The following is a 23,917-nucleotide window of genomic DNA, read 5'->3' as shown; positions in this document are numbered from 1 at the left end:
CAACTGACGGGCGGGCGGCCGTGCGCTCTCTCACCTCGGTCGTCGGCTTCCTGGTGTGCGTCGAGCTCGCCAGTGGCGTGCTGCAGGGGTACTACACCCCGATCTACAAGGACATCGCCGGCCACCTCGACATCCGCGACGCCAGCGTGAACTGGTTCGAGGCGGCGCAGCTCATCGTCTCCGCTCTCGCCGTCCCGCTCCTCGCACGGCTCGGTGACCTCCTGGGCGCGCGCACCGTGCTGCTGCTCTCGACGGCCATCACGGCACTGGGCTCGTGGGCCCTCGCGCTGGCACCGGGGTTCACCACGTTCCTGGTCGGCTTCGCGATCCAGGGGGTACGTCGTGTGGTTGCCGATCGAGGTGGCGATCGTCTACCGGCGCACCGCGGGAACTCGTGAGCAAGCCCTCCTCGCCGCGCTCGCACTCCTGCTCCTGCCCCGGACCACCCCAACCCGATAGTCCCCGACGAAATGGTCGTCCGGGCCCCATGGGAGGATGTCGCATGGGCACCTCGGAGACGCCCGGTCGCGACCCGGGCACGCCGGACCGTTCCCCCGAGCGCGACGAGCGCACGGGCCGGGCAGCGGCGCACCAGCGCATCGCACGCCAGCACGAGTACGTCGACCTGCAGATCAAGCAGGCGATGGAGCGCGGCGACTTCGACAACCTCCCCGGCGCCGGCAAGCCGATCAAGAACCTCGGCCTCCAGCACGACCCGAACTGGTGGGTAAGGCAGCTCATCGAGCGCGAGAAGATCACGGGCGTCCTTCCGGCCGCCCTCCAGCTTCGCAAGGACGACTCCGAGCTCGACGCGAAGCTCGACCGGCACACCGCCGAGTCGGAGGTACGCCGCGAGCTCGAGGACTTCAACGCGCGGGTGATGAAGGCGCGCTACACGCCGGTCGACGGCCCGCCGCTGATCACGATGCCCCGCGACGTCGACGCCGAGATCGACGCCTGGCGGCGACGCCGCCTGGCACGGCGACGCGAAGCAGCGGCACACAACGCGCCGGCACCGTCGGCGGCCGAAGCAGGGAACGAGCGTCGTCGCCGCTGGTTCAGGCGCCGCGGGGACTGACCGCACAGACGATCAGGCGGGCTTCTCCCACACCGACACGTGCTGCTCGCTCTCGGCCGTGTACGGCATGCGGTCCCAGTCGGCCCACCGCTCCCTCAGCCGCAGCCCGGCGATCCGTGCCATCAGGTCCAGCTCGGCCGGCCAGGCGTAGCGGAAGGGCAGCGAGTTCCGTCGGTACGTGCCGTCGTCGCGCAGGTGCAGATGGTGCGACCACTGCGCCTGCGTCGCCACGTCGTACTCGTCGAAACCGTGGTAGCCCGGCTCCTCGGCGAACACGAGGAAGCGCTCGCCTGGTCGGATCCTCTGCAGGGCGGGCACGTACAGCTCGACGACGAAGCACCCACCCGGCGCGAGGTGCCGGGCGGCGTTCTCGAAGCAGGCGACCTGCGCGTCCTGCGAGGTCAGGTTCGCGATCGTGTTGTACACGAGGTACACCAGCGAGAAGTCCCCGTCGACCCGCGCGCGGCTCATGTCACCCTCGACGACCTCGAGGTCCGAGCCGCCGGGCTTGGCACGCAGGCGCGCGACCATCGCCGGCGACAGCTCGATCCCCGCCACCGGCACACCGCGTCGGGCCAGGGGCACGGCGACCCGACCCGTCCCGATGGCCAGCTCGAGGGCACGGCCGTCGCCGGCCAGACCCGCCAGGAAGTCCACGGTCGCGTCGAGCACCGCCGGGTCGAACCGGTCGGCCGACTCCTCGTCGTACGTCGCCGCGACGTCTTCAACGAACCAGTTCTCGACCATGCCCCGACCCTGGCAGTGCGGCCACGCGACGTCGACCGGATTCCGTCCGGGTGGCCCGAGCTCGCAGACGGACGAGTCCTACGATGACGGCCATGTACGCCGTCCAGCTGGCCTACTCCGACGACCCGGACGACACGACTCGGCTCGGCCTCCGGCCGGGACACCGGGAGCGGCTGGCCGGGCTCGCCGCCGAGGGGAAGCTCCTCGCGGGCGGCCCCTGGCCCGACGACAGCGGCGCGCTCCTCGTCTTCATCGTGGCGGACCGCGAGGAGCTCGACGCGATCATGGCGGCCGACCCCTACTACTCGGCGCCTGGCGTCACCGTCACGTCGGTGAAGGAGTGGAGCCCGGTCACGCGGCACCGCGCGCTCGACGGGCTCTGACCCCCAGCCACCCCAGGCCCTCTTCCCTCCCGTGGCCGAAAGTGACTAGTGTCACGGTCGAGCCACGGGGGAACGGACCTGCCGGAGGTTGTCATGTCACAGGAGTCAGTCAGACCCACCCGCCGCCGCTCGACCGGCCTCTGGGTGGTCATCGTCATCATCCTCATCCCACCCGTTGTCATCCCGCTCTGGGTCCCGCTCTACGACAAGACGGACCCCACCCTGTGGGGCTTCCCGTTCTTCTACTGGTTCCAGTTCCTGTTGATCATCTGCGCGGCGATCATCACGGTCATCGCCTACCTGCTGTCCCTCGTCGCGGACCGCAAGGACCGGGAGGGTGAGCGATGAACGGCGTGGCAGTCGGCGTACTCATCTTCCTGTTCCTCGTCGTCACGGTGCTCGGCTTCGCCGCCGCGCGCTGGCGGCGAGCAGACCTCGCCAGCCTCGACGAGTGGGGTCTCGGCGGTCGCGGCTTCGGCTCGTTCATCGCGTGGTTCCTGATCGGCGGCGACCTCTACACGGCCTACACGTTCATCGCCGTACCGGCGACCATGTACGCCGGCAGCGCGGTCGGCTTCTTCGCCGTGCCCTACACGATCGTGATCTACCCGCTGATCTTCCTGTTCCTGCCCCGCCTGTGGTCGGTCTCGCACCGGCACGCCTACGTCACCCCGGCAGACTTCGTCGAGGGCCGCTACGGCTCCAGGACCCTCGGCCTCGCCGTCGCGCTGACCGGCATCCTGGCGACGATGCCCTACATCGCGCTGCAGCTGGTGGGCATCCAGGTCGTGCTGCAGGTGGCCGGGTTCGGTGGGAGCAACGGGTTCGTCAAGGACCTGCCGCTGATCATCGCGTTCATCGTGCTCGCGGCGTACACGTACTCCTCGGGCCTGCGCGCGCCGGCGGTGATCGCGTTCGTCAAGGACACCCTGATCTACATCGTGATCATCGTCGCGGTGATCTACCTGCCCCACAAGATCGGCGGCTGGGACCACGTGTTCAGCGCCGTGAAGACGTCGTTCGACTCGTTCAACAGCGACAACAGCAAGGCGATCGCCGCGGGCCAGGCGCTGCCCAAGGCACAGATCACGCCGCCGGCGGCGCAATGGGCCTACATGTCCCTGGCCATCGGCTCCGCGCTGGCGCTGTTCATGTACCCGCACTCGGTGACCGGCGTGCTGTCGACGAAGAACCGCGGCGTGATCCGTCGCAACGCCGCGCTGCTGCCGGCGTACTCCTTCCTGCTCGGGCTGATCGCGCTCCTGGGCTTCGTCGCGGTCGCCGCGGGCGTCAAGGTCGACAACCCGCAGCAGTCGGTGCCGCAGCTGTTCGAGAACGAGTTCCCCAGCTGGTTCGCGGGCGTCGGGTACGCCGCCATCGCGATCGGCGCGCTCGTGCCGGCGGCGATCATGTCGATCGCGGCCGCCAACCTGTTCACCCGCAACATCTACCGGGCCTACTTCCGGCCCGGTGCGACGCCGGCCGAGGAGGCCCGGGTCAGCAAGCTGGTGTCGCTGGTGGTCAAGCTCGGCGCGCTGCTGTTCGTGCTGGCGCTGTCGAAGTCGTTCGCGATCAACCTGCAGCTGCTCGGCGGTGTCTGGATCCTGCAGACGTTCCCGGCGATCGTGATCGGGCTCTACACGAGATGGTTCCACCGATGGGCGGTGCTGCTCGGCTGGGCCGGAGGCATGATCTACGGCACCTGGGTCGCCTACGACCAGGCGTCGCCGACGCAGTCCCACTTCGGCAGCCCGCTGGCGGTGTTCCCGTGGACGGACACGAAGGTCTACATCGCTGCCACGGCGTTCATCATCAACGTCCTGATCGCGATCGTGCTCACGTTCGTCCTGCGCGCGCTGAAGGTGGCCGACGGTGTCGACGAGACCACTGCGGACGACTACTCCGCCGACGTCGGCGACGTGGGCGTCGAGCCAGAGATCGACCCGCACCGGCCGGCCCACGCCTAGCTCCACCCCGCAACGTCACACGGACGGAGCCTTCTAGGGCTCCGTCCGTATGACGTCCGGGCGAGTGGAGTGGGTCATACCGGGCCACCTGCTCGCGGCGATAGCGTCCCGGTCATGCCCAGTAGTGTGCGCAGCCCCAAGGACTTCTTCCGGCCGCTCGCGGTCGGCGCGCCCGAGCCCCTGCGTGAGATCCCGGCCAGGCCGAGCAGGGCGATCCACTTCTTCGACCCCTCGAACGAGAAGATGGCGGCCAAGGTCCCGCAGCTCGTCGGCACCGTCGACGTCCTGCTCGGCAACCTCGAGGACGCCGTGCGCGCCGACCGCAAGGAGGCCGCTCGCGACGGGCTGGTGAAGATCGCCCGCGGGACGGCCGGCCTGGGAGGGGAGGACGCCTCGACCCAGCTCTGGACCCGCGTGAACGCCCTCGACAGCCCCTGGGTCCTCGACGACCTCACCGCGCTGGTCACCGAGATCGGCGACCGGCTCGACGTGGTGATGATCCCCAAGGTGCAGGGCGCCGAGGACATCGCGTACGTCGACCGGCTGCTCGCCCAGCTCGAGGCCCGAGCCGGACTGACCCGGCCGCTGCTCGTGCACGCGATCCTGGAGACCGCACGAGGGGTCGTGAACATCGAGGAGATCTGCGGCGCCAGCCCGCGGATGCAGGGGCTGAGCCTGGGACCGGCCGACCTCGCCGCGGACCGGCGGATGAAGACGACCCGCGTCGGCGGCGGACATCCGGGCTACCTGGTGCGGGCCGATCCGCGGCGTACCTCCGACGGAGTGGACGTCGAGGGCGACCGCGCGACGTACCAGCAGGACCTGTGGCACTACACGATCTCGCGGATGGTCGACGCCTGCGCCGCCCACGGGATCTTCCCCTACTACGGACCCTTCGGCGACATCGCCGACGTCGTGGCGTGCGAGGACCAGTTCCGCAACGCCTACCTGCTCGGGTGCGTCGGCGCCTGGAGCCTGCACCCCGAACAGATCGAGATCGCCCACCGGGTGTTCTCGCCCACGGTCGAGGACATCGCCCATGCGCGACGGGTGGTCGCGGCGATGGGGGACGGGACGGCGGCGGTCATGCTCGACGGGAAGATGGAGGACGACGCCTCCCTCAAGCAGTGCCTGGTCCTGGTCGAGCTCGCCGAGCAGCTCGCCGAGCGCGACCCCGAGCTGAAGAAGCTGTACGACGCCATCCCGGGTGCCGGCGCATCGGACGAGCAGGGCGAGGCGTGACCGAGAGCCTGCGGCCCCGGCGTTCGGTGCTCTACATGCCGGCGTCCAACGCGCGGGCCCTGGAGAAGGCGCGGTCCATCCCGTGCGACGGGCTGATCCTCGACCTCGAGGACGCCGTCGCCCCGGACGCGAAGCACGCCGCCCGCGACGCAGCCTGCGCGGCCGCTGCCGGGGGTGAGTACGGCGCTCGCGAGGTCACCATCCGCGTCAACGGCGCCGACACCGCGTGGCATCGTGACGACCTCGCCGCGGCGTGCGCCGCCGGCCCCGACGCGATCGTGGTCCCGAAGGTGAACAGCGCGGACGCCGTCCTCGCGCTGGTCGAGGCGATGGCCGGCTTCGACGCGCCCGAGCACACCGAGCTCTGGGCGATGGTCGAGACGCCGGCTGCGATGCTCCATGCGGAGGAGATCGCGGCTGCCAGCGAGCGGCTCACCGTCTTGGTGATGGGCACCAACGACCTCGCGAAGGAGCTGTACGCCGCACACGTGCCGGGCCGTCACCCACTGCTGACCGGCCTGGGCATGGCCGTGCTCGCCGCCCGCGCGACAGGCACGTCGATCCTGGACGGCGTGTACAACGACGTGCAGGACGCCGACGGGTTCCTCGCGGAGTGCCGGCAGGGCCGGGAGATGGGGTTCGACGGGAAGACCCTGATCCACCCCGGCCAGGTCGACGGCGCCAACACGGCGTACGCACCCAGCGCGCAGGAGGTCGAGGACGCCCGTGGCGTGCTGCAGGCCTGGGAGGACGGACGCGGATCCGGCGTGGTCACCTACCGAGGACGGATGGTGGAGAGCCTCCACGTCGAGAGCGCGCAGCGCACGCTCGCGATCGCGGACGCGATCAGCGCGCTGGGCTGACTCCTGTCTCCGGCGCGCTCCGACGGAGACAGGAGTCGACCGGTCAGTGCGACGGAGGCGTCGGGTTCACGCGCTGCGACGGCTGCACGGGCGCCGGGTGCGACGGCGTGGAGCCCTCGGTCGGGTGCGTCGGGTGCGCGGGGCGCGTCGGCTGCGCGGGATGCGAGGGCGATGCGGCCTGCGTGGGGTGCCCCGGGTGGGTCGGGTGCGTGCCGGACGGGCCGGTCGTCACCGTGCTGCAGAACGTCGCGACGTTGTTCGCACCGCCGGCCGCGGTCACCAGGGCCACGAACGCCGGGCTCTCGAGCGCCTTGCCCTTCTCGGTCTTGTTGCCGGAGGCGTAGGCGCGGCAGAGGCCACCGAGGGCGCGCACGTTCGGGCCGGTGCTCTCCGAGGAGTCGTCACTCGGTGCGCCCGTGGCGTGAGTCGGGTGCGTCGGAAGCGTGGGGTCGGCCGCGTGGGTCGACGCCGCGCCCGCGGTGGCGTTCGACCACGGAGCGTGGTCGGAAGCCGCGAAGGCGACACCGGTCGACAGGAGGCCTACTGCGCCGGCAGCGGCGATGGCTGCCTTGAGGGCGGGACGGGTCGGACTCATCTCTTCTCTCCGGGGGGTCGTCGGCATGAGGACGAGACGAGCACGGTGGAAGGCGTCGAGTGCAGCGGGCTCGCCGGCCAGCTCACGGGGGCTGGCGGGCGCGCTCGCGGCATCCAGCAGACGTTCGACTTCGGGACGCGACGTGAGGGCGTCGCGGGACTTCCGCCGACGATCGCCTGCTCCGACGTCTCTTCGCACCATGCTCATCTCACTCCTTCAGCGCCGAAGCGCCGGAAAGTGTCACGCACCTCGAGCAGCGACTCGGGTCGTACGTCGAGGGTGCGCTCGAGCGAGCGCAGTCCGCGCTGCGTCGCGGAGCGGACGGCACCGGCCCGCTTGCCGAGGACCGCGCCTGCGCTCCTGGCGTCCAGCCCCATCACCGCGCGCAGCATCACGGCCTCTGCCTGGTCGCGCGGAAGGCGGCGGATCAGCTCCAGTGCAGCCTCGGTCGTGAGCACCTCGGCGACCCGGACCTCGAGGTCGACCGGGTCGGCGACGTCTACGCCGGTCAGGTCCTGGTCGGCACGGATCCGGCGGGACCGGTGGCGCAAAAGGTCGAGCGCACGGTGGCGGCCGATGGTCGTGATCCAGCCGCGGAAGCCGTCGGCGTCTCCCGAGAAGCGGTCCAGGTCGCGCACTGCCTGGCCCCACGTCTCGGAGGCGACGTCCTCGGCATCCTCCCGGCCGACGAGCACCTCGAGGTAGCGCAGCAGAGGCGCCTGGACCGCGCGGTACACGACGCGGAAGGCCTCGCCGTCGCCCGCGCACATGCGCCGGACGGTCTCGTCGAGCGCCCCCTCATCGGTCACCGGACCATGGTTCCACGCGGACGGCCGGGCCGGGAGATCTCGACGTATCGCGTCACGACTCATCGGGGCCGACGACCACTGGACTGCCGGGGTCGGTGTTGTCGAGGACGACGTCCGCCGACGCCAGCGGCCGGCAGGTCTTGCGGTAGATGAGCTGCGCGTCGAGGTACCGCCGCTGGTCCGGGTGCTCCGGGTCGGTGGCTACGCCGTCGCGGCCCGCCATCCGAGCGACACGCACGTCGGCGTCGGCATCGACGTACACGACCAGGTCCCAGTACGCCGCGAGCTCGGGTCGCTGGGCGAAGACCCCGTCCACCACGAGCAGGCCCTCGACCGGGACCTGCTCGGCCGGTTCGTCGACGTAGGAGTCGGAGAGGAGGTCGTGCCACCGGCGGCGGTACGGCGTGCCCGCACCGCGTCGCCACGGGTCGAGCAGCTCGCGGCGTACCGCGACGTAGTCGAAGCTGCGCTCCCAGACCGTGTCTGCCGTCCTGCCGCTCGCATGCCGGTAGGCACGCGGACGGTGGAAGTCGTCCAGGCTCGCTCGGACCGTCGGCGGGCCGAGCACGGCCGCCAGCTCATCGGCGAGCACGGTCTTCCCGGCACCGTCGGGCCCGTCGACCACGACCAGCGCCGGGCGGTCCGTACACGCAACGCGCGCGGCGAGGAGGTCGAGGACGCGAGCCCGTGCAGGCGTTACGACGCGTCCTCGTCGCCACGACGCCGCCACTGCTCGTCGAGCCAGAGCCGGGCGCTTCCGAGCCAGCCGGCGGTGTCGTGGACGAGACGGCCGAGGGTGTCCTGGGTGTCGCGGAAGGCGTCGGAGTAGCTGCGGGCAGCCTCCTGCGCCGCCGCGCTGACCTTGGCGTCGTCGTCGGTGTCGCGGGTCGGGTAGTCGCCGGCGAGGATCGAGGTGTAGTCACCGCTGTCGACCCACCGGCGCAGCTCGCTGGCCCGCGAGACCGTCATCGGGTGGGTACGCCGCTCGAGCAGCAGCAGCTTGAGCACGGAGTCGCGCAGGTCGACGGCCGCGTCGTACTCCCCGCCCTGCGCGAAGAACGACGTCTGGTCGAGGTCGTCGAGATGTCCCCCGCTGGCCAGCTTCATCAGTGCGCGGTAGGCGACGGCGGGGTCCTGGGTGGCGAGCAGTCCGGCCCGGTCGGCGGAGAGCTCCGACTTGCGGTGCCACTCCATCAGCCCGGCGACGATCATCCGCAGGCCGATGCCGCCGAGCGGGACGGAGTAGAAGACACCGCTCATGCTCATCAGCCGGAGCAGGATCGTCCGGTACACCGCATGACCGCTCAGGGCGTGACCGAGCTCGTGGGCCAGGATCCAGCGCAGCTCCTCCTCGTCGAGCAGGTCGACCATGCCCGAGTTGATCACGATGATCGGCCGGTCCAGCCCGATCGTCACCGCGTTGAAGCCGGGGTCGGCCTGGACGTACAGCTCGGGGACCAGCGGCGCGTCCAGCGTGGAGGCCGCGTCGTTGAGCGCCCGGTGGAGCGCGGGGAACTGCCGTTCGTCGACGCGCACCGCCGACCCGAGGAAGAGGAGCCGGACCGACCGCTCGTTGATCAGGCTCGACAGCAGCTTGACGACCGTGTCGAAGCCCTTGAGCTTGCGGAGCGCCACGAGAGCGCCGCGGTCGGCGGGATGCTCCCAGCTGCGGGAGCTGATGTTTCGCAGGACGACCCGGGAACGCACGGGCCGCGACTCGTTCGACTCCGACATGCCTGCAGTGTGCATCAGATCCGGTGAGACCGCGGCGTGTCGCGGGTCCCCCGGGGTCGTCCGCCCCAGAGGCAGCCAAGGGTTCCGCTGAGGCGGACGAACCGAGCAGGGCCGGTCAGTCGGTGACGGTGAACGGCGTGTGCTCGCGGCGCAGGGTGAGCACCAGCGCCGTCACGGTCAGCACGACCGAGACCGCGGAGGTCAGCTTGATCCACGACTCGACGTCGATGAAGAACGCGGGCAGCGAGGTGAGCGCGTTGATCAGCAGCGCGGCCGCGTTGATCCGGATCGCCAGCCGGTTGCCGGACCGCCAGGCCACGGCCGCGCAGACGACCGAGACCAGTCCCAGCAGCACGCTGAGTGCGAGGACCCCAGCCGGCGGACCGTCGTCGCCCGAGGGCGTGGGCGCGAACACGAACGGGATGCTGCCCAGCCCGAGGAACGCCGAGATCGCGAGGCCGGCGTGGAGCCGCGGCGAGATGCGCGCGGTCCCGGCGGTGGTGGACATGGTGGACATGGTGTCTCCTGACGGTGGTCGGTGTCGCCACCGTCTCCTCGAGTGGGTGCCCGTCGACAGGGCCCGCCGTCCCGGGACCGTCCCGTGGCGTTCCCGCAGTCGGGAGGAACTTCCCGGGCCAGAAGGGCCGCCGCGCCGTCATCATGACCACATGGAGGACGGTGCGCCGATCCGGATCCTCGTCGCCGACGACCACCCGGTGGTTCGCGGAGGCCTGGTCGCGCTGCTCCGGACGATCCCGGGACTCGAGGTCGTCGGTGAGGCGGCCGACGGCGAGTCCGCGGTCCGCGAGGCCCAGCTGACCCGGCCCGACGTCGTCCTGATGGACGTGCGGATGCCGGGCCTCGACGGCGTCGAGGCGACCCGTCGCATCCGTGCCGCGGTCCCTGCCACCCGGGTGCTGATGCTGACCATGTACGACGACGACGCGACGGTCTTCACCGCCATGCAGGCCGGCGCCCAGGGATACCTCCTCAAGGAGGCCGAGCAGCACGACATCGTGCGTGCGGTGCGGGCGGTCGTCGCAGGTGAGGCGATCTTCGGGCCGGGTGTCGCCGAGCGGGTCCTCGGCTACTTCGCAGACCCGCCGACGGCGCCGGCACCGGCGTACCCCTTCCCGGAGCTGACCGGACGCGAGCGGGTGATCCTCGAGCTGCTGGCCCGGGGTCGCCGGACCGGTGAGATCGCGAGCGAGCTCTACCTGTCTCCCAAGACCGTCGCCAACAACCTGACCACGATCTTCGCCAAGCTGCAGGTCGCCGGCCGGGCCGAGGCGATCATCCGGGCCCACGAGCGCGGTGTCGGAGGGCCGGGGTGAACGAGCCCCTCGTCCTCTCGGCGACGACGCTGCCGGTGCTGACCTTAGGGGCGGGTGGGGCGGCCCTGCTCCGCACCCACGCCCGGGCCGCCGGCACCGCGGCCGTCGTCGCGTCGCTCGGCATGCTGGCGGGACTCGCCGCCTGGTGGGCCGGCCACGACACCACGGGCCGTACGGCGTTCGTCGCAGCGCTCGAGCTCCCCGGTGCCCTGACCGTGGTGCTCTACCCGCGCGTACGCCGGCACCATGCCGTCGACTTCTGCGCCCTGGTCCTGGTGCTCGGAGCGGGGGTGCTCGGGACGACGTACTACAGCCGAGGCTCGTTCGCCGGCTCGATGGCCCTGGCCCTCGCCATGACCCTGATCGCGCACGTGTGGTGGCGGTTCGAGAACTCCGACGAGGACGACCGCGTGGCGATCCTCTGGATCGTGCTGGCGCTGGGCACGGCCGGGATCGTCTTCGGCCACTGCGCGTTCCTGACCACGCCCGAGGCGACCATCGTGGTCGGCTCCGTCCTGTTCGCCGCCGTCGGGCCCGCGATGGTGGTCGGCGTACGACGCCCGCGCCTCGTCGACGTCCGGGCTCTGATCGTGCAGGTCGTCGTGCTCGGGGTCGTCCTCATCGTGTACGTCGCGATCTTCGTCGGCATCGTCTCGGGGCTCGACATGCTCGGGCAGCCGCATCCGTCGACCGGCGTGCTCGCAGTCGTCGGCGCGGTGGCAGCCACGACGTTCCATCCGTTGCTCGTGGTGCTGCGGGGCGTGGTCGACGAGATGCTGTTCGGGGACAGACCGGACCCGCTCGACGCCGCGACCCAGGTCGTCGACCGGGTGGGCGGCGAGCCCGTTCTGGCACTGCGCGCGATCCGCGAGGCGCTGGTGCTCCCCTACGCGAGCCTCACCGTCGGCGGGGTCGAGCTCGCCTCGTCAGGCACGCCGGTCACGTCGCTGCGACGGCTCCCGCTGACACTCGGGCCCGACACGATGGGCGAGATCGTGGTCGGACTCCGGCCCGGGGACCTCTCGCTCAGCGCGGGCGACGAGCGCGTCCTCCGGATCGTCGCCCCGCTGCTCGCGCAGACCCTGCGGGCCCGGGAGCTCGCCACCGACCTGCGGACGTCGCGCGGGCAGGCGATCGCCGCCATCGAGGAGGAACGCCGCCGGCTCCGGCGGGACCTGCACGACGGTCTCGGACCGACACTCTCGGGCATCGCGTTCACCGCCGACGCCGCCCGCAACACCCTGCGCGACCAGCCCGAGTCCGCCGACGAGCTCCTGCGCGGGCTCCGCGCGGACGCGGTGAGCGCGGTCGGCGAGATCCGGCGGCTGGTCTACGACATGCGCCCGCCTGCCCTGGACGAGCTGGGCCTCGTGCCGGCGCTGCGCCAGCGTGCCGCCGGGGTGCAGACCTCGGACGGCCGTCCGATGCGGGTCACGATCGAGGCGCCGGACGCTTTGCCGCGGCTGTCCGCGGCGGTCGAGGCCGCGGCGTACCGGATCGCGACGGAGGCGCTCACCAACTCCGCCCGGCACAGCGGCTCCGACACCGCGACCCTGGCGATCGGCGTCGACGACGGGCGGCTGTCGCTCGTCGTCCGTGACGCCGGCCGGAACGGCCGCCCCTGGACCCCCGGCGTCGGGATCAGCTCGATGCGCGAGCGTGCCGCCGAGGTCGGCGGGACGCTGGAGGTCTCGACCAGCCACCGCGGCGCCCTGGTCGAGGCCCACCTGCCCCTCTCCTGACCGCCCTTCTCCGGGTCGTCCGCCTGAGCGGGAGCCAGAGGTTCCTGTGAGGCGGACGACCTGGATCAGGACCGCATAGGAATGCGTACGCCGCGCTGCCCGGCCACCTCGACCGCCCGGTCGTAGCCGGCGTCGACGTGCCGGATCACTCCCATCCCCGGGTCGTTGGTGAGGACCCGCTCGATCTTCTGCGCGGCCAGGTCCGTGCCGTCGGCGACGCAGACCTGGCCGGCGTGCAGCGACCGACCCATCCCGACGCCGCCGCCGTGGTGGAAGGAGACCCAGGTGGCGCCGGACGCCGTGTTCACCAGCGCGTTCAGGATCGCCCAGTCCGCGATGGCGTCCGAGCCGTCCAGCATGCCCTCGGTCTCGCGGTAGGGCGAGGCGACCGACCCGCAGTCGAGGTGGTCGCGGCCGATCACGATCGGCGCCATGAGCTCACCGCTGCGCACCATCTCGTTGAACTTCAGGCCCGCCAGGTGCCGCTCGCCGTACCCCAGCCAGCAGATCCGCGCCGGCAGACCCTGGTAGTGCACCCGCTCCTCGGCCATGGTGATCCACTTGCGCAGCCGATCGTTGTCGGGGAACAGCTCCAGGATGGCCCGGTCCGTCGCCTCGATGTCGGCCGGGTCTCCGGACAGCGCCGCCCACCGGAAGGGGCCCTTGCCCTCGCAGAACAAGGGGCGGATGTACGCCGGCACGAAGCCGGGGAACTCGAATGCCCGCTCGTAGCCGCCCTTGCGCGCCTCGTCGCGGATCGAGTTCCCATAGTCGAAGACCTCGGCGCCGGCGTCCTGGAACTCCACCATCGCCCGCACGTGCGCGGCCATCGACGCCTGGGCGTCCTTGGTGAAGCCCTTCGGGTCGCGGGCTGCCGCGTCGTGCCAGTCCTCGAACGGCACCCCGGTCGGCAGGTACGAGAGGGGGTCGTGCGCCGAGGTCTGGTCGGTGACGATGTCGATCGGCGCGTTCATCTCCAGCAGCTGTGGCAGCAGCTCCGCGGCGTTCCCGAGCACGCCGATCGAGAGCGGCCGCCTCTCGTCGCGCGCCGCGACGGCACGGCGTACCGCGTCCTCCAGCGAGTCGGCCTGCTCGTCGAGGTAGCGGTGCTCGATCCGTCGCGTGATCCGGGACTGGTCGCACTCGATGCAGATCGCGACGCCGTCGTTCATGGTCACGGCGAGCGGTTGCGCGCCGCCCATGCCGCCGAGGCCGGCCGTGACGGTGATGGTGCCGGCGAGAGTGCCACCGAAGCGCTTGTCCGCGACCGCCGCGAAGGTCTCGAAGGTGCCCTGCAGGATGCCCTGGGTGCCGATGTAGATCCACGAGCCGGCGGTCATCTGCCCGTACATGATCAGGCCCATCTCGTCGAGCTTGCGGAACTCCTCCCAGTTGGCCCAGTCGCCGACCAGGTTGGAGTTCGCGATCAGGACCCGCGGCGCCCACTCATGGGTCTTCATCACGCCGACCGGCTTGCCCGACTGGACGAGCATCGTCTCGTCGTCCTCGAGGTCGCGCAGCGTCGCCAGCAGCGCGTCGTACGCCGGCCAGGTGCGCGCGGCCTTGCCGGTGCCGCCGTACACGACCAGGTCCTCCGGTCGCTCGGCCACCTCGGGGTCGAGGTTGTTCATCAGCATCCGCAGCGGCGCCTCGGTCTGCCAGCTCTTGGCGGACAGCTCGGTGCCGTGGGGTGCGTGGATGGGAAGGCGCGGGTTGTCGCTCATGAGAGCTCTCCGATCTGATCTTCGACGGCAGACAGGACGGCACCCGAGGCGACCAGCGCGACGGCGGTCTCGATCTCGGGAGACAGGAAACGGTCGGGACCGGCGGCGCCGACGCCGTGCTCACGCAGGAGCCGTACGACGGCACCGGTGGCCGGCGCCGGGGTGGTGCCCGCGGTGTCGCCGGTGGTGGTCCGGAGTTCGAGCCCGCGGGCCGCGGTCATCAGCTCGATCGCCACGACGCGGGTCAGCCCGTCGACCGAGCGACGTAGCTTGCGCGCGGCGTTCCACCCCATCGAGACGTGGTCCTCCTGCATAGCGCTGGAGGGGATCGAGTCGACGCTCGCCGGGACCGCGAGGCGCTTGAGCTCGGAGACGATCGCGGCCTGTGTGTACTGCGCGATCATCAGGCCGCTGTCGACCCCGGGGTCGTCGGCCAGGAACGGCGGGAGGTCGTGGTTGCGCGCGCGGTCGAGGAACCGGTCGCTGCGGCGTTCCGAGATGGACGCGACGTCGGCCGCCACGATCGCCAGGAAGTCCAGCACGTAGGCGATCGGGGCGCCGTGGAAGTTGCCGTTCGACTCGACCCGCCCGGGGGCCCCGCCCCCGGGGACCCCCGATGGGGGCTCCGCCCCCAGACCTCCGACCTCGTCGAAGACGATCACCGGGTTGTCGATCGCGCTGGCGAGCTCCCGGCCCGCAACGTTCGCGGCGTGGTCGACGGTGTCACGCGCGGCGCCGTGCACCTGAGGCGAGCAGCGCAGCGAGTAGGCGTCCTGCACCCGATGGAAGCGGTCCTCCCGGTGGCTCGCCATCACTCCCGACCCCGCCAGCACCCGGGTGAGGTTGGACGCCGAGAGCCCTTGTCCCACCTGCGGCCTGAGCTCCTGGAGGTCGGCGGCGAAGACCCGGTCGGTGCCCATCTGCGCCTCGACACTCATCGCGGCCGAGATGTCTGCGGTCCGCAGCAGCCGGCGCAGGTCGGCGATCGCCAGCACCAGCATCGCCAGCATGCCGTCGGTGCCGTTGATCAGCGCCAGGCCTTCCTTGGCTCCCAGCTGCACCGGCGACAGGCCCGCGGCGGCAAGGGCGTCGGCAGCGGGCATCAACGTCCCACCCGCGTCGCGGACGTCACCCTCGCCCATCAGCACCAGCGCGCAATGCGCCAGCGGGGCCAGGTCGCCGGAACAGCCGAGCGAGCCGTACTCCCGGACCACCGGCGTGATCCCCGCCGACAACAGGGAGGCCATCATCTGCGCGGTCTCACGTCGTACGCCGGTGTGCCCCGTCGCCAGCGTCGAGAGCCGCAGCAGCATCAGCCCGCGCACCACCTCGCGCTCGACCTCCGGGCCGGAGCCGGCTGCATGCGAGCGGATCAGCGAGCGCTGGAGCTGCTCGCGCAGCTCGGCCGGGATGTGCCGCGTCGCCAGCGCGCCGAACCCCGTCGAGATCCCGTACGCCGGGATCGGGGCAGCCGCCAGCTCCTCCACGACCGCGCGCGCCCGGTCGATCGCCGCCAGAGCGTCGTCGGTCAGCTCGACCGAGGCGTCGCTCCGGGCCACGGCCAGCACGTCATCGACGGACACGGGGCCGACGCCCACCCGTACGGTCTCCATGACGTCATCCAACTCCCGGGCGCAACGGCGACGCCACCGGCCGAGCGGGTACTGCTGTCTGGGATCCGAGACAAGTCACACGTGACACCTGCCGCGGCGACGAGGGAGGTAAAAAGTCCGGGTTTCCCGTGACCCGCTCGATCGAGGTGTCGTTGAGTGCAGGTCAACACGGGGATAGGAGCACTGTATGAAGCACCGCACCGCTCTCGCGGTGGCAATCGTCCCACTCTCCATCGGGCTGGCCCTCACGGCCGGCCCGACGTATGCCGGGACGGCCACGAAGATCACCACGTTCGCGTTCAAGGCCACGGGATTCGGCACACGCGTCATCGGCGGCCAGGTCCCCGCCGGCTCGGGGACCACGGCGTACCAGGGCATCAGCTGCACGAACAAGGCCGGCAAGTGGCGGACCAACAACATCGACGAGGCGACCCTGCCCGGCGTCGGCCAGGCGACGGGCGTCAAGACCCAGGTCTGGACGACCTCCCGGAACGGCGTGGTCGCGTCGCACTCGAGCCACTCGATCGCCAAACTCGTCCTCGCGCAGAGCCAGCTCGGGTCGTTGGAGGTCAGCACGATCAACTCGCGCGCCAAGGCCTACCACAACGGCTCCGGCTTCCACGCCGTGACGACCACGCAGATCGGCGCCCTCACCTTCACGCCCCCGGTCGGGCCGGCCCAGACGTTCCCGGCGCCGACGCCCGACCAACCGCTCACGATTCCCGGCCTGGCGACCGTGTACGCCGGGCAGCACGCAACACACCACTGGGGCAACGGAGCCATCGCCACCGCCTACGCCTTGCGCGTCGACGTCCTGGCCACCGGTACGTCGGTCCGGCTCGCGCGCTCGCACGCGGCCCTCAACTCCGGGCTCACCGGCGGTCTCTTCAGCGGCCGCTCGGCCGCCACCCACGTCGTCACCGCGGGCAACAGCACTCTCAAGAGCGGCTCCAACCCACTCACCCCCATGCCGTGCCAGGGCACCTACGGCAAGACCATCGAGAAGTCGCTCGCGTCGCTCGACCTCGGCGGGCAGATCGTCGTGAAGGGTGCCAGCTCCAGCGAGCGCGGCGTTCAGGGCGACCACCGTGCGCACGGCGTCTCGCGCGCCGAGGTCAACCAGATCCGCCTGGGCGGCCAGGTCGAGATCGACGGCATCGTCGGGCGGGTGACCGTGGACCGGACTCCGAGCGGCGTCACGAAGACCATCAAGGGCACGCGGCTCGGCTCCGTCACGGTGTCCGGCCAGGCGCAGACGTTCCCGAAGACCGGAGTCCTGGAGATCCCGGGCGTGGCCAAGCTGGAGCGCGCCGTGGTGACCCGCACCCACAGCGGGATCTCCGTGATCGGTCTGCGCATCACGCTCCTGGACGGGTCCGGGGCCGTGATCAACCTGGCCGAGGCGCGGCTGAAGATCCACTCGCTCACGCACTGACCCCTGCGCAGCCCTTCCCCACAGGGCAGCGGGGTCGCCGTCCCCCCACTCCGACCCCGCTGTCCGTATCCCGGCTCGAGGCGGCTGGGAGGCCTACCGGCCCGCCCGTCCACATGCCCACCCCTTGGGTGGAGGTGCGGCGGGCGGGCCGGTCCTAGCGTCGAGATCATCGCGCGTGGAGCGCGTCGGGCTAGGAGCGGGAGAGGAAGCGTGCCATGCCAGCCTGGTTGATCTGGGTGATCGTGATCGTCGTCGTCCTGGTCGTGATCGCCGCCGTGGTCGTGTCACTCGGCAGCAAGCGACGGACCGGACAGCGCCGTGGCCGCGCCGAACAGTTGCGGCAGGAAGCTTCCGGCCAGGCCTCGGATCTGGCCGAGTCGCAGCGTCGTACCGAGGAGCTGCGGGCACGCGCGGACCTCGCCCGGTCCGAGGCAGAGCGCGCCGAGGAACGAGCCGCCACCGCGGAGAAGAGCCATCAGATGGAGCAGGCCGGGTACGAGGACCGACTCCGCGAGGCCGACCGGCTCGACCCCGATGTCGACACCCGGGCCGGCGACTACCAGCCGGACGTCTGGAACGACGAACGCTCGGAAATGCCGGCTGACCCGGCGCCCCGGGCCACCACCGGACCGCGGACGGATCCCGCCGAGGCCGGCGTACCGGCCGAGCCCACCGACAGCTCCGGCGAGGAGACTCCGCCGCGGAGGCGCGCCGACTGATCCCAACATCCGTGCAGCCCCGGGCGTCTCATCCCCGTGGGCACACGACGCGTCGTCGCCACCCTGGCCGTCACCGCTCTGCTGACCGGATGTGGCACCGGACGGCATCCTTCCGCGAGCACGACTCCGGCTCCGACGCCGACGACCGCTCAGCCCCGGCCATCGACCCACGACGTAGGCGGCCGGTCCCGTCACGGCCTGACGCTGTTGCCGCCGGGGTGCAGCCCGGGCCAGCTCCGGCTCAGCCCTGCCACGCCGGACGGCGCCGGCGGAGAGGGCTACGAGGTCTGGTCGATCCACCTGGTGTCCGGACCGCCCTGCACGCTGTGGGGCACACCGCCCCGCGTCAGGTTCCTGGACTCCAGGGGATCGGCTCTTCCGTTCTCGGTCACCGATCGCTGGCTCGGACCCGATCGCCGCGAGCCGGTGCTTGTCGACGCCCGACACTCCCCGGCCTTCCCGGTGGCGAAGTTCCGCTGCGACACGACGCTCGAGCCGGCCCGGGTCGCGTCGATCGTGGTCACCCTTCCCCTCGGTGCGGGGACCCTGGCGGGTTCGATCCCACGAGACGCGGCCCGCCTCGCCTTCTGCCCTCAGGACGAGGGGGATCAGCGCGTCCGTGTCGGAGCCATCGGGAGCTGGCAGATCTCCGCACGGCCACCGTCGCGCAACGTGGCCATCAGTGTGCACTCGAGGTTCTCACCCTTCGGCCTGCCGACCTGGGGTCGAGCCGATCTCGACGGGGACGGGCACCCGGACCTCGTCGTCGTACGTCCGTCGGGACTGGTCACGGCTCACGTCGGCAGCCGGACGCTCCGACTACGCCTGCTCAGGGATCCCACGATGCGGCTTCAGGGCCTCGCCGACCTCACCGGCGACGGTCGTGTCGACGTTCTGGTGGGTGGTACGGCATTGGGGTGTGGCGCGGGGTACCGCCTCTGCGCCACCGGTACATCGGTTCTCACCCTCGCCGACGGGCAGCTCCGAGTGGTCCACTTCCCCGGGGACCGACCGCAGTGGGACGACGGCGAAGGTGACCTCTTCGAGGGTTGGGTCTGCGAACCGGGAGGTCCGACCGAGCTCGACCTGGAGCAGACCGGCGCCTCGTCGTACCGGCTCACGCGGACGCGGTACCGCGTGCGCGGCGTCACCGTGTCGGCGGGCCTCCGCACGGTGAGCAGAGGGACCGCGGGCTACCTCCGGCTGCAGACCCTCACGCGCACCCGGTGCGCCGGCCTCGACCGATGGGGCTGGGCGCCGGAACGAGGACCCCAGGGCTGACGACCGTGGGACGATCGCGCCCATGGGTCAGGTACCGGCGGCCACCAGGGCGCTGCGCGTGCTTCGGTTCCTGGCCGGCCAGCCCGAGCCGGTCCCGCTGGACCGGATCGCCCGGGCCTGCGGCCTGCCTCGCTCCACGGCGTACCACCTGGTGACGGCGATGATCGAGGAGGGCTTCGTCGTGCACCTCCCCGAGGAGCACCGCTACGGGCTGGGCGTCGCGGCGTTCGAGGTGGGCAGCGGGTTCAGCCGACAGGAGCCACTCCAGCTGATCAGCCGCCGAACCCTCGCCGACCTCGTCGACCTCACCGGTCAGAGCGCACATCTCGCGGTGCTGCACGGCCGGGACGTGCTGTACGTCGTCGAGGAGCGCGCGCCGGGGCGGCCCCCGCTGGTCACCGACGTCGGGGTCCGGCTCCCGGCCCACCTGACCGCCAGCGGACGCGCGATCCTCTCCGCCCTGCCCGCCGCCCAGGTGCGCGCCCTCTACCCGGACCCGGCAGCGTTCGTCGACCGGCACGGCACCGGTCCGCGGACCCTGAGCGCGCTGCGGTCCGTGCTGTCCGAGACGCGCCGGCGCGGGCACGCGACGGAAGAGGGAGAGGTGACACCGGGGTTCGCGAGCGTCGCCGCGCCCGTCCTCGACCACAACCGGCACCCGGTCGCCGGCCTGGCGGTCACGTTCGCGAGCGGGCCCGACACCGGCGAGAGCGTGCACCCCGACGCCCTCGCCGCGGAGGTACGCCGTTCGGCCGGCGCCCTGACGCAACGTCTGGGCGGACCGGCCTGAGACGTCAGCCACGGATCTGCCCGACAGAAGTTACCAGTCGGTAAGATCCGCTGGTCGTCCCCCGATGACGCCCGGGTCCGGCTGGTCGTAGGGTCGGGCCGATCCGGACCATCGCCCCGACGATCGACCGGACCACGACCCGACGATGAGACCGTCCCGACGCTGGGAGTGACTGTGACCGCCGTACTGATCCTGGGGCTGCTGCTCAACGCGATCGCGCTGCCGATCGCGGGGCGCCGGGTGCTGTTCCTCTACCGGCTGATCACCAGCGGCCAGCCCGCGCCCGACCGGGTCGCGGGAGTCACCAGCAGGATCGGGCTCGCCGTCAAGCGACAGCTGGTCGAGGTCTTCGGCCAGAAGAAGCTGCTGAAGTGGACGGTGCCGGGCGCCGCGCACTTCTTCGTGTTCTGGGCCTTCGTGATCCTGGCGACGGTCTACCTCGAGGCGTACGGGAACCTGATCGGGATCCTGTTCGGCCTCGACAGGCTCGACTGGGCGATCCCGCTGGTCGGGCACTGGTGGCTGCTCGGCTTCCTGCAGGACTTCATCGCCGCGATGGCGTTCCTCGGCATCCTCACGTTCGTCTGGATCCGGCTCCGCAACGCCCCGAAAGACCTGGGCCGCCGTTCGCGGTTCTTCGGTTCGCACCTGTCGGGGGCGTGGATCACGCTGTTCATGATCTTCAACGTCATCTGGTCGATGTTCCTGTTCCGCGGGGCGTCGTCGGCGTTGGAGAACCTGCCGTACGACGACGGCGCGTTCGTCTCGATCGGGGTCGGCAACCTCCTGGACGGGCTGTCCCACGACACCCTCGACGTCCTCGAAGGCGTCGGGCTGCTGCTGCACATCGGCGTGATGCTGGTGTTCCTGATCTTCGTGCTGAACTCCAAGCACCTGCACATCTTCGTCGCGCCGCTGAACGTGCTCTTCGGCCGTCGTCCTGTCGCGCTCGGTGCCGTCAAGCCCCTGATCTCCGAGGGCAAGCCGGTCACCCTGGAGGACATCGAGGACCTCGACGAGGACGCGAAGCTCGGCGTCGGCTCGATCGCGGACTTCACCTGGAAGGGCCTCCTCGACTTCGCCACCTGCACCGAGTGCGGCCGCTGCCAGTCGCAGTGCCCGGCCTGGAACACCGAGAAGCCGCTCTCGCCGAAGCTGCTGATCATGAACCTGCGCGACCACGCTCTCGCATCCGCACCTGCCCTCCTGGCCGACGGTTCGGGCAAGGCTGCCCCGGAGGGTGCGCTCAAGGAGCTGGAGCGCCCGCTGATCGCGGACGAGTCGGCCTACGGCGTGATCGACCCGGACGTGCTGTGGTCGTGCACCTCGTGCGGCGCGTGCGTGAACCAGTGCCCCGTCGACATCGAGCACGTGGACCACATCGTCGACATGCGCCGCTACCAGGTGCTCGTCGAGAACAACTTCCCCAGCGAGCTCAACCAGCTGTTCCGCGGTCTCGAGGGCAAGGGCAACCCGTGGAACATGTCCGCCCAGGCGCGGATGGACTGGGCCAAGGGCCTCGACTTCGAGGTGCCGGTCGTGGGCGAGGACCTCGAGTCGCTGGAGTCGGTCGACTGGCTGTTCTGGATCGGCTGCGCAGGTGCCTACGAGGACCGCGCCAAGAAGACCGTCCGCGCGGTGGCCGAGCTGCTGCACCTCGCCGACGTCTCGTTCGGGGTGCTCGGCAACGGCGAGACCTGCACCGGCGACCCGGCCCGCCGCTCCGGCAACGAGTTCGTCTACCAGGGCCTGGCCGCGCAGAACGTCGAGACGCTCACCGAGTACAAGGTCAAGCAGGTCGTCACCACCTGCCCGCACTGCCTGAACACGCTGAAGAACGAGTACCGCGACCTCGGCCTCGAGCTCGACGTCGTCCACCACACCCAGCTGCTCAACCGGCTGGTCCGCGAGGGCCGGCTGACCCCGATCGCCGACGGACCCGGTGCCGCGAAGCGGTCGATCACCTACCACGACCCGTGCTTCCTGGGCCGGCACAACCAGGTCTACGCACCGCCCCGCGAGCTGCTGCAGGTGCTCCCGGGTGCGTCGTACGTCGAGATGGAGCGGTCGCAGGAACGCTCCTTCTGCTGCGGCGCCGGTGGAGCCCGGATGTGGATGGAGGAGACGATCGGCGAGCGGATCAACGTCAACCGCACGCGCGAGGCGGTCGGCACGGGCGCCGACCAGATCGCCGTCGGCTGCCCGTTCTGTCGGGTGATGCTCTCCGACGGCCTCACCTCCGAGCAGGCCGACGGGAACGCGCGCGAAGAGGTCGAGGTGCTCGACGTCGCGCAGATGCTGCTGGCGTCGGTGCGGGGCGAGTCTGCCACCCGCGCAGCCCCCGGTGTCTCCGCGCCGGCAGGGCGATCGACCGAGACCGTGGCCGAACCGGCTCCCGGTGACGTCACGCAGACCCCGGACACCGTCACCGGCACCGAGGACGTCGGCCCGGCCGCCGAGGCCGCGCCGTCATCGGGCTCCTCGCTCTTCGACGCTCCGGCGGACGAGAAGCCCGAGACCGCCCCCGCCCCGTCGGCCGAATCCGTGGAGGCGACGGGCGGCTCCCTGTTCGACCTCGGAGCTGCCGAGGACTCGACGGATCTCCCCTCGGCCGCCGAGGGGCGGACGGACGCGACCGCGACCTCCGACGGCGGTTCGCTGTTCGACATCGCGGGCACCTCGCCGGAGTCCGAGGCCTCGACCACCGAGCCCGAGGCCGCCCCCGAGGTCGAGGCGAGCACCCCCTCGGCGAGCGGCTCGCTCTTCGACATCGAGCCCTCCGAGGCGCCTCGCCCCTCGGCTCCTGAGGAACCGACCGGCGAGGCGACGGCCGAGGAGCCGGCCGAGGAGCCGGCCCAGGAGCCGGCCCAGGAGCCGGCCGAACCGTCGCCCGAGGCACCGCGGGCCGCGCCGCAGGAGTCGACCAACGAGATCCCCGAAGGCGCCTCGCTCTTCGACATCGCCGCGCCCGCGGAACCCGAGTCGTCGGCCGAGCCCGACGAGCCGGAGGCACCGGACGAGCCGGAGGCATCGGAGGAGCCGGGCGAGTCGGAGGAGCCGGGCGAGTCGGACGAGCCCCAGAAGTCGGATCGACGGGAGCCGCGTTCGGATGTGGCGATCGACGAAAGCACCTCGCTCTTCGACCTCTGACCAGCGGAAGCACCGCGTGACACCGCGATGACATCATTTGGTGTCAGCAGATGCTTGACATGACATCATCGTGATGTCATAGTGATGCACATGGACATCACCCCGTACGTCGAGAGCCTCCGGTCCTCGCTCGCCTCCGCCGCCGACTCCGCCGGCGAGGAGACCCGCCACGCCGCCGAGCGACTCGGCTTCGCCCTCGAGTCCAGCGCCCGGCTGGCGATCATGGAGGCGGTCTCGCAGGCCGCCGCCGAGATCACCGCCGAGATGCCGAACGGTGGGGTCGACGTACGCCTCAATGGTCGCGACCTCGACTTCCTCGTGCACGTCGCCACGCCGACCCCGCCGGCGCCCCCGCCGCCCCCGTCGCCGGAGGACGTCGAGGACGGCAACCTGGCCCGGATCACCCTCCGCATCCCCGAGTCCGTCAAGGCCAAGGCCGAGGAGCGCGCCGCCGAGGCCGGCCAGTCGCTCAACACCTGGCTGGTCAACGTCGTCCGCGCGGCCACCCGCGAGGGCGCGATCAACGTCGACATCGACCTGTCGAGCCTTCCGTTCTTCGGCGGCGGTGATCCGTTCGAGGGCCGGGGCCGCCGCGGCGGCAAGCGGATGACCGGCTGGCTCTGACCGCAGGAAAACCACCGACACACCACCCCACCCATTCCCCCAGGGGACGGCACGAGGCCGCTCCCCCGGCACGTCACACCCTTCATC

At 71.3% G+C, this 23,917-nt stretch carries 23 protein-coding genes; 15 read left to right on the top strand and 8 right to left on the bottom strand.

Annotation, left to right across the window (positions count from 1 at the left end; translation table 11 throughout):
* The first annotated feature begins 20 nt into the window (after positions 1 to 20).
* Complete coding sequence (locus VGK78_RS13860; RefSeq protein WP_331528249.1) at positions 21 to 398, top strand: MFS transporter; 378 nt, start codon at positions 21 to 23, stop codon at positions 396 to 398.
* Between the two features lie 104 nt (positions 399 to 502).
* On the top strand, positions 503 to 1,078 hold the full coding sequence (locus VGK78_RS13855; protein ID WP_331528248.1) for a DUF1992 domain-containing protein: 576 nt from the start codon (positions 503 to 505) through the stop codon (positions 1,076 to 1,078).
* A 12-nt stretch (positions 1,079 to 1,090) separates the two neighbouring features.
* Here the strand turns inward: VGK78_RS13855 and VGK78_RS13850 are convergent, their stop codons facing one another.
* Positions 1,091 to 1,825 (bottom strand): class I SAM-dependent DNA methyltransferase, encoded by a 735-nt coding sequence (locus VGK78_RS13850; RefSeq protein ID WP_331528247.1) that lies wholly within the window; start codon positions 1,823 to 1,825, stop codon positions 1,091 to 1,093.
* A gap of 92 nt (positions 1,826 to 1,917) precedes the next feature.
* On the opposite strand from VGK78_RS13850, the gene VGK78_RS13845 reads away from it, so the two are divergent.
* From VGK78_RS13845 to VGK78_RS13825, 5 genes are all read left to right on the top strand, one after another.
* Positions 1,918 to 2,208 (top strand): YciI family protein, encoded by a 291-nt coding sequence (locus tag VGK78_RS13845; protein WP_331528246.1) that lies wholly within the window; start codon positions 1,918 to 1,920, stop codon positions 2,206 to 2,208.
* Between the two features lie 93 nt (positions 2,209 to 2,301).
* Positions 2,302 to 2,556: a DUF3311 domain-containing protein gene (locus VGK78_RS13840; RefSeq protein ID WP_331528245.1), complete on the top strand. Its 255-nt coding sequence runs from the start codon at positions 2,302 to 2,304 to the stop codon at positions 2,554 to 2,556.
* Entirely contained in the window at positions 2,553 to 4,175 is a 1,623-nt protein-coding gene (gene mctP, locus VGK78_RS13835) for a monocarboxylate uptake permease MctP (protein WP_331528244.1), read from the top strand. Before VGK78_RS13840 ends, mctP begins: the two co-directional genes overlap by 4 nt.
* Positions 4,176 to 4,289: 114 nt before the next feature.
* Positions 4,290 to 5,417, top strand: a complete 1,128-nt coding sequence (locus VGK78_RS13830) for an HpcH/HpaI aldolase/citrate lyase family protein (protein WP_331528243.1) — start codon at positions 4,290 to 4,292, stop codon at positions 5,415 to 5,417.
* Entirely contained in the window at positions 5,414 to 6,280 is an 867-nt protein-coding gene (locus VGK78_RS13825; RefSeq protein WP_331528242.1) for an HpcH/HpaI aldolase/citrate lyase family protein, read from the top strand. The genes VGK78_RS13830 and VGK78_RS13825 overlap by 4 nt, the downstream gene beginning before the upstream one ends.
* Positions 6,281 to 6,323: 43 nt before the next feature.
* On the opposite strand, the gene VGK78_RS13820 is transcribed toward VGK78_RS13825, so the two are convergent.
* The 5 genes from VGK78_RS13820 to VGK78_RS13800 form a co-directional block, all read right to left on the bottom strand.
* Positions 6,324 to 6,875: a hypothetical protein gene (locus VGK78_RS13820; protein ID WP_331528241.1), complete on the bottom strand. Its 552-nt coding sequence runs from the start codon at positions 6,873 to 6,875 to the stop codon at positions 6,324 to 6,326.
* 203 nt (positions 6,876 to 7,078) lie between these two features.
* Positions 7,079 to 7,684, bottom strand: a complete 606-nt coding sequence (locus tag VGK78_RS13815; protein ID WP_331528239.1) for an RNA polymerase sigma factor — start codon at positions 7,682 to 7,684, stop codon at positions 7,079 to 7,081.
* 52 nt (positions 7,685 to 7,736) lie between these two features.
* Positions 7,737 to 8,309: a hypothetical protein gene (locus tag VGK78_RS13810; RefSeq protein WP_331528238.1), complete on the bottom strand. Its 573-nt coding sequence runs from the start codon at positions 8,307 to 8,309 to the stop codon at positions 7,737 to 7,739.
* 71 nt (positions 8,310 to 8,380) lie between these two features.
* Positions 8,381 to 9,418, bottom strand: coding sequence for a M48 family metallopeptidase (locus VGK78_RS13805; RefSeq protein WP_331528237.1), 1,038 nt, complete (start codon positions 9,416 to 9,418; stop codon positions 8,381 to 8,383).
* Positions 9,419 to 9,533: 115 nt separating this feature from the next.
* Entirely contained in the window at positions 9,534 to 9,935 is a 402-nt protein-coding gene (locus VGK78_RS13800) for a hypothetical protein (protein ID WP_331528236.1), read from the bottom strand.
* Positions 9,936 to 10,086: 151 nt separating this feature from the next.
* Here VGK78_RS13800 and VGK78_RS13795 point away from each other — a divergent pair, with 151 nt between their 5' ends.
* Both VGK78_RS13795 and VGK78_RS13790 read left to right on the top strand, forming a co-directional pair.
* Positions 10,087 to 10,752 carry a response regulator transcription factor gene (locus tag VGK78_RS13795; protein ID WP_331528235.1) on the top strand — a complete coding sequence of 222 codons (666 nt, stop codon included), beginning with the start codon at positions 10,087 to 10,089 and terminating at the stop codon, positions 10,750 to 10,752.
* Complete coding sequence (locus tag VGK78_RS13790; protein WP_331528234.1) at positions 10,749 to 12,494, top strand: sensor histidine kinase; 1,746 nt, start codon at positions 10,749 to 10,751, stop codon at positions 12,492 to 12,494. The genes VGK78_RS13795 and VGK78_RS13790 overlap by 4 nt, the downstream gene beginning before the upstream one ends.
* Positions 12,495 to 12,559: 65 nt before the next feature.
* Here VGK78_RS13790 and hutU read toward each other — a convergent pair whose 3' ends face one another.
* Together hutU and hutH are read right to left on the bottom strand one after the other, a co-directional pair.
* Positions 12,560 to 14,218: a urocanate hydratase gene (gene hutU / locus VGK78_RS13785; protein ID WP_331528233.1), complete on the bottom strand. Its 1,659-nt coding sequence runs from the start codon at positions 14,216 to 14,218 to the stop codon at positions 12,560 to 12,562.
* The gene (hutH, locus tag VGK78_RS13780) at positions 14,215 to 15,831 is read right to left on the bottom strand and encodes a histidine ammonia-lyase (RefSeq protein ID WP_331528231.1); all 1,617 of its coding nucleotides are present in this window, start codon (positions 15,829 to 15,831) and stop codon (positions 14,215 to 14,217) included. Before hutH ends, hutU begins: the two co-directional genes overlap by 4 nt.
* A gap of 187 nt (positions 15,832 to 16,018) precedes the next feature.
* Here hutH and VGK78_RS13775 point away from each other — a divergent pair, with 187 nt between their 5' ends.
* The 6 genes from VGK78_RS13775 (at position 16,019) to VGK78_RS13750 (ending at position 23,830) form a co-directional block, all read left to right on the top strand.
* Complete coding sequence (locus VGK78_RS13775) at positions 16,019 to 17,266, top strand: choice-of-anchor P family protein (RefSeq protein WP_331528230.1); 1,248 nt, start codon at positions 16,019 to 16,021, stop codon at positions 17,264 to 17,266.
* A gap of 215 nt (positions 17,267 to 17,481) precedes the next feature.
* Positions 17,482 to 17,985 carry a hypothetical protein gene (locus VGK78_RS13770; RefSeq protein ID WP_331528229.1) on the top strand — a complete coding sequence of 168 codons (504 nt, stop codon included), beginning with the start codon at positions 17,482 to 17,484 and terminating at the stop codon, positions 17,983 to 17,985.
* A gap of 36 nt (positions 17,986 to 18,021) precedes the next feature.
* Positions 18,022 to 19,266, top strand: coding sequence for an FG-GAP repeat domain-containing protein (locus VGK78_RS13765; protein ID WP_331528228.1), 1,245 nt, complete (start codon positions 18,022 to 18,024; stop codon positions 19,264 to 19,266).
* Positions 19,267 to 19,288: 22 nt separating this feature from the next.
* Positions 19,289 to 20,056: an IclR family transcriptional regulator gene (locus VGK78_RS13760; RefSeq protein WP_331528227.1), complete on the top strand. Its 768-nt coding sequence runs from the start codon at positions 19,289 to 19,291 to the stop codon at positions 20,054 to 20,056.
* 174 nt (positions 20,057 to 20,230) lie between these two features.
* Complete coding sequence (locus VGK78_RS13755; RefSeq protein WP_331528226.1) at positions 20,231 to 23,206, top strand: heterodisulfide reductase-related iron-sulfur binding cluster; 2,976 nt, start codon at positions 20,231 to 20,233, stop codon at positions 23,204 to 23,206.
* Between the two features lie 90 nt (positions 23,207 to 23,296).
* A complete protein-coding gene (locus tag VGK78_RS13750) occupies positions 23,297 to 23,830 on the top strand; it encodes a toxin-antitoxin system HicB family antitoxin (protein WP_331528225.1) in 534 nt (177 codons plus the stop codon).
* Positions 23,831 to 23,917: the final 87 nt, after the last annotated feature.

Source organism: Nocardioides sp. (assembly GCF_036503465.1).
GTDB lineage: Bacteria > Actinomycetota > Actinomycetes > Propionibacteriales > Nocardioidaceae > Nocardioides.
The sequence above is the reverse complement of the archived record's forward strand: the minus strand, read 5'-3'. Positions and strand labels throughout refer to the sequence as shown.